The organism is Cyclobacteriaceae bacterium (assembly GCA_013141055.1).
In the GTDB taxonomy this organism is placed as follows: Bacteria; Bacteroidota; Bacteroidia; order Cytophagales; family Cyclobacteriaceae; genus ELB16-189.
This window is the reverse complement of the sequence record JABFRS010000001.1, coordinates 872,542-884,664: the sequence shown is the minus strand read 5'-3', so window position 1 is coordinate 884,664 and position 12,123 is coordinate 872,542. Positions and strand designations below refer to the sequence as shown.

7 protein-coding genes are annotated in these 12,123 nt (G+C 42.4%); all 7 read left to right on the top strand.

Annotation, left to right across the window (positions count from 1 at the left end):
* The first annotated feature begins 99 nt into the window (after positions 1 to 99).
* The 7 genes from typA to HOP08_03790 all read left to right on the top strand — a co-directional run bounded on the left by typA (position 100) and on the right by HOP08_03790 (position 12,118).
* Positions 100 to 1,923, top strand: a complete 1,824-nt coding sequence (typA, locus tag HOP08_03820; GenBank protein NOT74032.1) for a translational GTPase TypA — start codon at positions 100 to 102, stop codon at positions 1,921 to 1,923.
* Between the two features lie 23 nt (positions 1,924 to 1,946).
* A complete protein-coding gene (locus HOP08_03815; protein NOT74031.1) occupies positions 1,947 to 2,798 on the top strand; it encodes a hypothetical protein in 852 nt (283 codons plus the stop codon).
* Positions 2,799 to 2,937: 139 nt separating this feature from the next.
* On the top strand, positions 2,938 to 3,837 hold the full coding sequence (locus HOP08_03810; protein ID NOT74030.1) for an ABC transporter ATP-binding protein: 900 nt from the start codon (positions 2,938 to 2,940) through the stop codon (positions 3,835 to 3,837).
* A gap of 10 nt (positions 3,838 to 3,847) precedes the next feature.
* Positions 3,848 to 7,468 (top strand): aminopeptidase, encoded by a 3,621-nt coding sequence (locus HOP08_03805; GenBank protein ID NOT74029.1) that lies wholly within the window; start codon positions 3,848 to 3,850, stop codon positions 7,466 to 7,468.
* A gap of 114 nt (positions 7,469 to 7,582) precedes the next feature.
* Positions 7,583 to 9,109, top strand: a complete 1,527-nt coding sequence (guaA, locus tag HOP08_03800) for a glutamine-hydrolyzing GMP synthase (GenBank protein ID NOT74028.1) — start codon at positions 7,583 to 7,585, stop codon at positions 9,107 to 9,109.
* 34 nt (positions 9,110 to 9,143) lie between these two features.
* Positions 9,144 to 10,871 carry an amino acid ABC transporter substrate-binding protein gene (locus HOP08_03795; GenBank protein NOT74027.1) on the top strand — a complete coding sequence of 576 codons (1,728 nt, stop codon included), beginning with the start codon at positions 9,144 to 9,146 and terminating at the stop codon, positions 10,869 to 10,871.
* A gap of 5 nt (positions 10,872 to 10,876) precedes the next feature.
* Entirely contained in the window at positions 10,877 to 12,118 is a 1,242-nt protein-coding gene (locus tag HOP08_03790; protein ID NOT74026.1) for an imidazolonepropionase, read from the top strand.
* The last annotated feature ends 5 nt before the right edge of the window (positions 12,119 to 12,123 follow it).

Sequence of the window (12,123 nt, the reverse complement as noted above, 5' to 3'; positions counted from 1 at the left end):
ATTATCGCAGTCTTAATTTTTCAAATCCAATTCCCATTTCACCCCCATTTTTCGTATCTTTGCGGCTCATTTCAATAAATCAGGGGATTTAAGCATTTTATGGAGGTTAGTAAGATCAGAAACATCGCAATTATCGCACACGTCGATCACGGCAAGACCACTTTGGTGGATAAACTTTTGCACGCGGGACATTTATTCAAAGACCACGAAAAGCCAGGTGAGCTTATCATGGATAGCAATCCACTTGAGCGTGAGCGTGGAATTACCATCCTTGCCAAGAACGTGGCTGTGCGTTACAACGAATATAAGATCAATATCATTGATACTCCTGGTCACAGTGACTTTGGTGGTGAAGTTGAACGCGTGTTGAACATGGCCGATGGATGTCTTCTATTAGTAGATGCATTCGAAGGTGCTATGCCACAAACACGTTTCGTTTTGCAAAAAGCATTGCAGATGGGTCTTAAGCCTATCGTGGTTGTTAATAAAGTTGACAAAAAGAACTGTACGCCCGATGAGGTGCATGAGCAGGTTTTCGACCTGATGTATTCTCTTGATGCGACTGAAGAGCAGCTTGACTTCCCAACATTCTACGGTTCTGCAAAGAACGGTTGGATGAGCACGGACTGGAAACAACCTACAACTGATATTACTCCTTTGCTGGATGGTATCATTAAATATATTCCTGCGCCTAAGACCGAACAAGGTCCGACGCAGATGTTGATCACCTCACTTGAGTATTCTTCTTACATCGGTCGTGTAGCGATCGGTCGTGTTCACCGTGGTTCAGTTAAGCCAGGTCAGAACATTGTATTAATGAAACGTGATGGTGGGCCTATCCTGAAGAGCAAGATCAAGGAGCTTTATGTTTTCGAAGGTTTCGATAAGCAAAAGGCTGATGAAGTTGGGGCAGGAGAGATCTGCGCCCTGGTAGGTCTTGAAGGTTTTGAGATCGGAGATACTGTTTCTGATCCATTGGTTCAGGAAGCGATGGAATCTATCGCAATCGATGAGCCAACCATGAGTATGCTTTTTACCATTAATAACTCACCATTCTATGGTAAGGAAGGTAAATATGTAACGTCCCGTCACATTAAGGATCGTTTAAATCTTGAGCTTGAAAAAAATCTTGCACTTCGTACTATGGATACCGGTTCTGCTGATAGCACGCTTGTATTCGGAAGAGGAGTACTTCACTTGTCAGTATTGATTGAAACTATGCGTCGTGAAGGATACGAATTGCAGATCGGTCAGCCGCAGGTGATTTTCAAAACCATCGATGGCGTTCGTTGTGAGCCGATGGAAGAATTGACAATTGACTTGCCGGAATCTGATGCGGGTAAAGCAATTGAAACTGTTTCTATGCGTAAAGGTGAAATGACTAACATGGAACCAAAGGCAGATCGTATGATCTTGAAATTCGCAATGCCATCACGCGGTATCATAGGATTGAGAAATTATTTATTGAACGTAACAGCTGGTGAAGCAGTAGTAACTCACCGCTTTAAAGAATACGCCCCTTACCGTGGTGAGATCCCTGGCCGTATTAACGGTTCATTGATCAGCATGGAGCAGGGTGAAGCAATTCCTTACAGCTTGCACAATCTTCAGGATCGTGGAAAGTTCTTTATTGATCCTTCTGATCCGATCTATGAAGGTCAGGTAATCGGTGAGCACAGCCGTGGTGGTGATCTTGTAATAAATGTTACCAAGACTAAAAAACTAACGAACATGCGGGCTTCTGGTTCAGATGAAAAGATGAGCATCAGACCTCCTGTTAGACACTCATTGGAAGAAGCATTGGAGTATATCCAGTCAGATGAATATGTTGAAGTAACGCCTAAATCAATCCGTATCCGCAAAATTTTCCTTGACGAAAATGAGCGTAAACGTGACAGAAGCAAGGCAGTAGCTACTAACTAAGAAGTTTTATATTTGTTCCTTCTATGGAACATAAAGGGCTTGTTATATTTTTTCTTACCTGGGTACTTTCGGGTTTTGCTGTAACAGCATTCTCGCAAGTACCCAAGTGGAAACAAGCAGAAATTCAGGGTGACACCCTTTATAAAAGACAGGAATTCAAAGATGCGATCCGTTCCTACACCAGGGCGATCGAGCTCAATCAAACAAAAGATAAGGATAGCTACAGAACCGTTTACAAACGGGCAATCTGTTACTACAGTATTGGGGATTATAAGAACGCTTTAAAAGATGTTGAAACGTTCGAGCCTCAGTTTCCGAATGTGCCACAGGCAAAAATCTTAAAATCATTCCTCTATCGCGAGTTGGGAGACGATGAGAAACAACTTGAAAGCCTGGAAGCCGCCATGGAACTTCAGCCTCCGGATGCTGAACTTTTAAAATGGCGTGGCCTTCTTTATCTGCAGAAAGATAATTATGTAAAGACCAAAGCCGATATGCTATTGGCGAGACAACTTCAGGATGATTCTGAAATTGAAACGTATCTTGGTATGAGCTATTACAATCTCGATCAGCACGATAGTGCCTTTGTTAGTTTTAATAAGGCCATTGAACTGGATGCAACGTATGCACCCTCTTACCTATATGCTTCCTCGATGGCATTGGAAGAAGGAAACTTTAAGCTGGCCCTTGAATACGCAAGTCTTAACCTTCGCCTTGATTCTCAAAGTAAGGAAGCCCTTTTTTATAAAGGCATTGCTCTCGTGGAACTCGACAAAAAAGATGAGGGCTGCAGATGCCTGAACCGTGCATTCTATCTGGGGATGGATGAAGCTTCCGGCTACCTTACGGAATACTGCTTCGAAGTCGACAATTAATTTCTCCTTCTGATTTTCTTGCCAGTGTATCTGGGAATTGATTAAATCTTCAATTCTACTGGATGTATTCATTCTCAAATCATCTCATATCAGATTATTTTTACTATAATCGCTTTGCTAATCCCTTACCCACACCAACATGCAGCTTGTTATAGAAAATTTAACCAAGACCTATTCCAATGGAGTTCAGGCATTGAAAAATGTAAGTCTCACGATTAATCAGGGGATGTTCGGCCTTCTGGGTCCCAATGGTGCAGGAAAATCTTCCCTGATGCGTACAATCGCCACTCTTCAGGAAGCTGATAGCGGCTCCATCATGTTAGGTGATATTAATGTACTTACCCAGAAGGAAGCTGTTAGAAAGACGCTTGGCTACCTTCCCCAGGAATTTGGAGTATATCCAAAAGTAGATGCTTTGACCTTGCTGGATCATCTAGCGGTATTGAAAGGAATTGCCGATAAGAAGGAAAGAAAATCTGTTGTGGAGGCGTTGCTGCATAAAACGAATCTATGGGCAGCGCGGGAAAAAAATCTTGGAGGTTATTCCGGTGGGATGAAACAACGTTTTGGAATTGCCCAGGCATTGCTGGCAAGCCCAAAGCTGATCATTGTTGATGAACCAACAGCAGGCCTTGATCCTGCTGAAAGAAATCGCTTTTTGAATCTTCTTTCCGAGCTGGGAGAAAATACAATCGTCATTCTCTCCACTCATATTGTCGAGGATGTAAAAGAGCTGTGCACCGATATGGCCATTATTAATAAAGGTGAGGTGCTTTATAAAGGAAGTCCAATGGATGCTATTGCTGAAGTTCAGGGAAAAGTATGGAGCAAGCGTATTGCCAAGATTGAGCTGGAAGGATATCGCAAGAATTACAAGATCATTTCTGAAAGACTGATATCGGGGATGCCTGAGATCAATGTTCTAAGCGACAGTCAGCCGGAAGGATTCAAAGCGGTGCCTGCGGATCTTGAAGATGTTTACTTTACGAACATCTTTAAATCCAATGTGGCAAGTTCTGAGGAAGTTAAAGCTATCTAATATCAATCCCATGCTTAAAGAAATTTTTCGTTTTGAGTTGAGCTATCGTAAGGCTCGCGCTGCAAACTATATCTACTTTGGGATCATCTTTTTGCTGTGCTTTTTTTCAATAGCAAGTCCTTTAGTTAGCATTGGCGGGGCTGTTGGTCAGATCAAACCAAATGCTCCTTTCGTGATAGCTCAGATGACAGCAATCATGTCGTTTGCAGTAACGATGATTACATCCGCAATTATGGGTGTGGCCATTGTTCGTGATTTTGATCATAATACAGAAGCCATCCTTTTCAGTACACCGATGAAGAAGATCGATTATCTTCTCGGGAGATTTGGCGGATCATTTATCGTTCTTATTCTTGTCTACTCTGCTATCTGGCTTGGGTTCATGTCAGGTTTTGCAGTTGGCAAGTATGTGCCATGGGAAGTAGACTGGAAAACAAAAGAACTTCTTCCATTTAATGCATGGTCATATCTACAGCCATTTCTTTTTTACACCTGCAGTAATCTCTTTATTACGGGAAGTCTCTTCTTTATGAGCGGAGCATTGGGAAGAAAGTCAATTGTGATCTATACACAGGGTATCATTCTGCTCATATTATACAGTATGGCGGGAAGTCTGTTAAGCGATCTTGATTCCAAGGAGACAGCGGCATTATTGGATCCTTTTGCATCGGAAACATTTGATTTTGTAACACGCTATTGGACCCCAGCAGAGAAGAATACAATGCTCGTTCCTTTTGAAGGAGTGATGCTATATAATCGATTGATATGGATGGGCGTAGGTGTCCTTGCTCTGATTGGGACTTATTACGGCTTCTCTTTTAATGTAGTACGAAACTCAATCTTCAAGACGAAAGCTGTTGTAAGAAAAGCAGCAAAGGTTGTGAAGCCTGAATTAGTGATCATTCCCGTAGTTCGACAGGTCGTGAATACAGGCTCTCACATCAAGCAGTTGATCCGTCTCTCTTTCTTTTACTTCAAAATGGTGATCAAGGAAGTTCCCTTTCTTGCAATTCTAATTTGTGGAATGCTGCTTCTTTTTGTGAACGCCATGAACATGGGTCAGCTTTATGGTACGAATTCTTACCCTACCACGTATTCCGTTCTTAATCTGATAAACGGCTTTACACTTTTCTTTTTGATCATTTCTATTTTCTATTCAGGAGAGTTGATATGGAAGGAGCGATCCGTCAATTTTAATCTCATTCTTGACACCATGCCAATGCCAAGCTTCATAAGCTTGCTTTCAAAATTCTTTGGCCTCATGATCATCTATCTTATCATGTTGTTACTGCTGATCGTTTGTGGAGTCATAATTCAGATCTCATACGGTTACTACAAATTTGAATTGCCGCTTTATTTTGGGACACTCTACAGCAGCACATTGATCTTCCTGGCGTTGTATACCATGCTGGCATTCTTTATTCAGGTCCTGGTAAACAATAAATTTTTAGGCTTTGCTCTGTGCATTGTCTTTTTCATCGTTCGGGGAACATTGGATCAGCTTGGACTTGAGCATAGCTTATGGCAGTTTGCCAGTGGAGGCCTTGGTACATTTTCCGATATGAATGTCTATGGACATTATGTTACTCCATTCTCGTGGTTTAAAATTTACTGGTTTGCTTTGGCGATCATTTTATTCTCTGTGGCGGTAGTCTTTTCCGTTCGGGGATCAGAAGCAGCAATGAAGATGCGCTGGAAGACCGGAAAACTGCGCCTCAACAGATCCATGTTAATATTTGTATTTGCTATGGTAGCAGTATTTCTATTCTCAGGTTTTTATATTTACTACAATACGACAGTTGTCAACAAGTTCGTGAAGTCCGACGATCGGGAAGATCGGCAGCAGCAATACGAAGAGAAACTAAAGAAATATGAGTTTCTCCCACAGCCGAGGATCGTTGAATCCAACCTAAAAGTAGATATCTATCCGTACGACCGTGATTTCACAACGGAAGGATTTTATTATCTCAAGAACAAGACCCAGCAACCAATAAAAGACATTCATATCCAGCAAAGCGCGGATGATCAGATCCATACTGATTATTTGAAATTTGACAGGGAAGCAACGGTAACAGAGACTGAAGGAGACTTCAGATACTTTATTTATGAATTGGCTCAACCTCTTGCTCCCGGAGATAGCCTGAAGATGAGCTTTAAACTGACCTTTGATACGAAAGGATTTCAGGAAGGTGGTAGTAACACTAACATTGTATTCAACGGCACATTCTTCAATAACCTTTACTTTCCAACTTTAGGATACAATGAGAATTTCGAAATAGGAGATGACAATGAGCGTAAAAAGAGAAAGATGAAAGAAAAAGAGCGCATGCTGGAGCGAAATGATCCACGCGGAATTGCTCAAAGTCTATTCGGGGATGATGCAGATCATATCCGTTTTGAAATCGTGATCGGAACAGCGGAAGATCAGATTGCCATTGCTCCTGGCTATCTTCAGAAGGAATGGATAGAAAATGATAGGCATTACTATTCCTATAAAATGGATGCGCCAATGGCGGATTTTTATTCCGTTGTTTCTGCCAAGTACGCAGTAAAGAAAGATGCTTGGAACAATGTCAACCTGGAGATATACTATCATCCCGGACATGAATATAATCTGGATAAGATGATGAAGGGAATGAAGGATGCTCTTAGCTATTACTCTAAAAGCTTTGGTCCATATCAGTATCGTCAGGTGCGGATCATGGAATTCCCAAGATATGCAGGCTTCGCTCAGTCATTTGCCAACACCATTCCATTTTCAGAGGGAATAGGATTTATTGCCAGGATCAAAGATGTCGACAAGGATATCGACTATGTATATTATGTCACGGCTCATGAAGTAGCGCATCAGTGGTGGGGACATCAGGCGATGGAAGCGGGTGTAAAGGGTAATGCAATGCTTTCAGAAAGCATGTCGCAGTATTCTGCTTTGATGGTGATGAAACATGAGTTCACTCCGGAGATACTTGAACGTTATCTCAAGTATGAGCTTGACCGGTATTTGAGCGGAAGAGCGTTTGAAAGGAAGAAAGAGCAGCCACTGGAGTTTGTAGAAGGACAAGGCTACATCCACTATAACAAAGCATCATTAGTGTTTTTTGCCTTGCAAGATTACATCGGAGAAGACAGCGTTAACTCTGCTTTCCGTAAATATCTGACAACATGGAAATTCAAAGATGCTCCTTATCCGACCTCTGCTGACCTTTTAAAAGAGATTAAGAAAGTAACGCCGGACAGTCTGCAGTATATCATTCATGATATGTTTGAGACGATCACGTTGTTTGAAAACAAAACCACGGAAGCCTCTTTCGAAGAGAAAAGTAAGGATGAATTCGAAGTGACATTAAAAGTTTCTTCCGAGAAGTTGCGAGCTGACAGTACAGGTATGGAAACCAACATTCCAATCAATGACTGGATCGACATTGGCGTCTATGGTAAAGATGAGAAGGGTAAGGACAAGCTGATCTATCTCAAAAAACACAAGATCAGTCAAAAGGAAAATACCTATAGTATTATTGTTAAGGAAAAACCAGGCAGGGCAGGTATCGATCCTATGCACAAATTGATCGACCGGCACTCAGACGACAACACTAAGCTATTGGTGAAAAAGAATAAGGCGGTGTCAAAATAATGATAAAAAGAGGGTAAGGAATTGCAACATCCAAGCTTGATGAGTGAAGTCCTTACTCTCTAAATAACTTCTTCCAAAGTTTCTCAAAACGCTCCCGACGCCCTATTTTTGCGCATGGCAGAGCAAATTCTAATCCTCGATTTCGGTTCTCAGTACACCCAGCTGATCGCCAGACGTGTACGCGAACTGAACGTCTATTGCGAAATCCATCCCTTCAACAAGATTCCTGAAATTACACCTGATATTAAAGGTATTATTCTGTCCGGAAGCCCGTGCTCGGTACGGGACGCAGGATCACCTGATATAGACTTATCCCTGTTTAAGAACATTCCGGTTTTGGGAGTCTGCTATGGTGCTCAGCTGATTGCACAAAAGACTGGTGGGAAAGTGCTTCCATCTCAGATACGGGAATATGGACGCGCGAAACTTTCAATGGTAAATCATCATGATGAATTGCTGAAAGAGATTTCCCTCGACTCACAAGTATGGATGTCTCACGCCGATACGATTGAATCTATTGGACCGGACTTCGAAATTATTGCCAGCACTTCATCCGTTAAAGTTGCTGCCTTTAGAAAAAAAGGAGAAAAGATATTTTGTATTCAATTCCATCCGGAGGTAACACATACTACTGAGGGAAAAAATCTTTTAAGAAATTTTGTGGTTCATATCTGTGGCTGTGCCCAGGAATGGACTCCGGATCAGTTTGTGGAAACCACAGTAGAAGCTTTGAAGAAAAAGCTTGGCAACGATAAGGTTGTCATGGCGCTTTCGGGAGGTGTTGACTCTACCGTTGCTGCAATGCTTGTACATCGTGCGATTGGGAAAAACCTTTACTGCATTTTCGTTGACAACGGACTGCTTCGCAAGAATGAATTTGAACAGGTTCTCACGTCCTACAAGGGGATGGGGCTTAACATCAAAGGTGTTGATGCAAGGGATAAGTTCTATGAAGGACTAAAAGGCCTTTCAGAACCTGAAGCGAAGAGAAAGGCTATCGGAAAGACCTTCATCGATGTGTTTGATGAAGAGTCTCATCTTATCGCTGATGTAAAGTGGCTAGGTCAGGGCACAATCTATCCTGACGTTATTGAATCTGTTTCCGTAAAGGGACCCTCAGTTACGATCAAGTCTCATCACAATGTTGGAGGGCTGCCTGCGAAGATGAAGCTGAAAGTTGTGGAACCTCTGAATACCTTATTTAAAGATGAGGTAAGGCTTGTAGGAAAGACTCTTGATATTGATCCAAAGATTCTCGGAAGGCACCCTTTTCCAGGACCTGGCCTCGGTATTCGCATTCTGGGAGATATTACTCCAGAAAAGGTACGGATATTGCAGGATGTCGATTACATTTTCATTCAGGGCTTGAGAAATCATAACTTGTACGATAAAGTCTGGCAGGCAGGTGCCATGTTATTGCCGGTGCAGTCAGTGGGAGTGATGGGAGATGAGCGTACATATGAAAAGGTAGTGGCCCTCAGGGCGGTCGTAAGTGTGGATGGAATGACCGCAGACTGGTCGCATCTTCCTTATGAGTTTTTAAGTGAGATGTCGTCTGAGATTATTAATAAAGTAAAGGGAGTCAACAGGGTCGTGTATGATATTAGTTCAAAACCACCCGCTACGATTGAATGGGAATAAATAATTTGAGTTCATGCTTTATCAGTTTGTAAGGATGCGGTCTATAATCTTGGTGATTACGTTGGTAGTTTGTGCTTTTCAAAACCTGAATGCACAGGATTACAAGCGTATGTATAAGAATGCCAAAGAGTTTTACACTGAAGGCAGATACAATCTCGCCATGGAGGCATTTAAGCCGCTGATGATCTATGATAAGAACAATCCTTATCCTGAGTACGCCTCTTTCTACTTTGCGCAATCAGCATTGAAGCAGAATTATACAGCTGTTGCAAAAGACATGCTGTTATCGATTCGAAAACTTTATCCCAATTGGGATCAGATGAATGAAGTGAATTACTGGCTTGCCAAGATTTATTTTGATCAACATGAATATTTTCAAGGGATGCTCGTGTTGAAAAGTGTCAGACAGGAAGACTATATTGAAACGCAGGCGATTTCTTCTTTCCGACGCTTTTACCTTTCTCAGATCACAGATCCTGAGGTATTAAGGATGATGTGGGAAGAGTATCCCGAAGATATTGAAGTTGGTAAATCTTTAGCCAGAGCAATCAGCAGGCAGCAAGTTCTTTTGCAGGATCGTGTTTTGATGGATTCAGTGATCGCAAAATTCAACCTCCCACGTGAGAATTATATTTCAGCTGGCGCCCCTCCAGCTGTTTTTAAGGATCATTACAACGTATCAGTGTTGTTTCCTTTTCTGACGTCCACTCTGGATCCTTCTCCGGGAAAGAAGCAAAATCAAGTGATGCTGGATCTTTATGAAGGCATGCGCATGGCGAATGACACATTGTACAAGCAAGGAGTCAATATCAAACTGTTGGCGTATGATACTGATAGAAACCCTGCTGTGATCGCAAAGCTTCTTGAAACTCCTGAGCTAAAGAACACAGATCTTATCGTCGGGCCACTCTTCCGGGAGACTGCTCCGGCAGTTCTTGAGTTTTCTCAGAAAAATCAGATATCCATGATCAATCCAGCACAGAGCTATTCTGACTTCATCGGACAGAATCCCTTTGCACTATTATACCTTCCTTCCCTTGAAACGATAGGAGCCAAGTCGGCTGAGCTGTTGGCAGCAAAAGTGAAGAACAAGAAATGCATGATATTCTATGGCGATAAACCAAAAGACTCTGTTATGGCGATAAGCTTCTCCAAGCGCGCAAAAGAACTTGGAATGAAGATTACTCTCGAAGAAGAGTTTAAGAAAGAGACGGCTTTGAAAATTATCAACATTCTTGCTACACCAACAGAGTTTGATGAATTCCACAATCCAAAGCAATTCAAACTTAACCGCGACAGCCTTGGAAGTATTTTTGTGGCATCTGATGATCCTCTCATCTATACCAAAGTGATCAGCAGTGTGGAGACCCGTGGCGATTCTGTTGTAATTATCGGTTCAGAAAACTGGCTGGATAATAATTCGGTTGATCTTACCAAATACGAAAGACTTCATGTGCTGTTTGCAGCACCAACTTTTACATCGCTAACACAGCCTTCTTTTATTAACTTCCGTAAGAAATATGTAAAGACCCATGGAGCATTTTCCCAGGAGTATATTAATTACACCAAGCTTGGTTATGATTTTATGATCTTCGCGGGACAAGCTTTGAAGAAATATGGTTCTTACTTTCAGGACGGCCTTACTAAAGATGGTCTGTTCCCCGGGTACTTGTCAAAAGGTTATCTTCTTTCTCCTAACAGGGACAATCAGACTTTTCCATTCATCTATTTCCGTCAGGGGGAGCTTACGGCTCTGGAATAGTTGATATGAAGTCCGACCTGCTCATTATTAATATCAAAGGTCTTGTTCAGGTGCGTGAGTCCACGCCTCATTTTATTGCTGGTGCAGCAATGTCGGAACTTCCAATAATAGAAAATGCATTCCTCTCCATCAGGGATGAAAAGATACAAGCCTTTGGAAGGATGGAAGACCTTTCTGAAAAGAATGCAACACAGGTAATTGATGCAAAGGGAGGACACGTTTTCCCTGGTTTCGTTGACAGTCATACACATTTGGTTTTTGCTGCCTCACGTGAGGATGAATTTGTATTGAAGATCAAAGGAGCAACATATGCTGAGATCGCAGCCAGTGGGGGAGGTATTTTAAACTCTGCCAAGAAGATTCAATCCATTTCTGAAGACGAGCTTTATGAAAGATCTGTTCAGAGAGCCCATGAGATCATACAAAGTGGTACCGCAGCTGTAGAGATCAAGAGTGGTTATGGGCTTACTGTGAAAGACGAGCTTAAAATGCTTCGGGTAGCCAAAAGAATTGGAAAAGAGACTTTGCTGACGGTCAAGACTACATTCCTTGGTGCGCATGCCGTTCCAAAGGAAATGGAAAAGACAGATTACGTAAGGCTGGTGATGGAAGAGATGATCCCGGCAGTGGCTGAAGAAAAACTTGCCGACTACATCGATGTGTTTTGTGAGCAGGGATTTTTTTCACAGGAGGAGACCGAAATGATTGTTGAGCGCGGAAAGAAATTCGGAATGAAGCCACGCATTCATGCCAATCAGCTGAACCGATCGGGGGGAGTGCAGGCTGGCGTAAATACAGGTGCCATCAGCGTTGATCATCTTGAGAATATTGGTTGGGAAGAGATTGAGGCTTTGAAAGATTCTTCCACAATGCCAACGGCCTTGCCTGGCGCTGCATTCTTTCTGAATTTACCATTTCCACCAGCGCGACAGATTATCAGTGCAGGTCTACCCCTGGCAGTTGCATCAGACTATAATCCGGGAAGTGCGCCATCCGGGAATATGTCGTTGATGCTTTCCTTTGCTTGTATCAAAATGAAAATGACTCCGGAGGAAGCCGTCAATGCTGTTACAATTAACACTGCATATGCAATGGAGGTTCTCGGAACACATGGCAGTATTACCAAGGGAAAGATGGCAAGCGTATTTATTACTAAGCCGATGGGATCGCTGGCATTTCTGCCATATAGTTTTGGCGCAGATATGATTTCTAAAGTGATCCTCAGGGGGAAATTGGTTCGTGAATAGTCACG

Bases quoted from the DNA above. Each gene is read 5' to 3' on its own strand.
- typA (NOT74032.1), top strand. From the start codon at position 100: ATGGAGGTTAGTAAGATCAGAAACATCGCAATTATCGCACACGTCGAT.
- HOP08_03815 (NOT74031.1), top strand. From the start codon at position 1,947: ATGGAACATAAAGGGCTTGTTATATTTTTTCTTACCTGGGTACTTTCG.
- HOP08_03810 (NOT74030.1), top strand. From the start codon at position 2,938: ATGCAGCTTGTTATAGAAAATTTAACCAAGACCTATTCCAATGGAGTT.
- HOP08_03805 (NOT74029.1), top strand. From the start codon at position 3,848: ATGCTTAAAGAAATTTTTCGTTTTGAGTTGAGCTATCGTAAGGCTCGC.
- guaA (NOT74028.1), top strand. From the start codon at position 7,583: ATGGCAGAGCAAATTCTAATCCTCGATTTCGGTTCTCAGTACACCCAG.
- HOP08_03795 (NOT74027.1), top strand. From the start codon at position 9,144: ATGCGGTCTATAATCTTGGTGATTACGTTGGTAGTTTGTGCTTTTCAA.
- HOP08_03790 (NOT74026.1), top strand. From the start codon at position 10,877: ATGAAGTCCGACCTGCTCATTATTAATATCAAAGGTCTTGTTCAGGTG.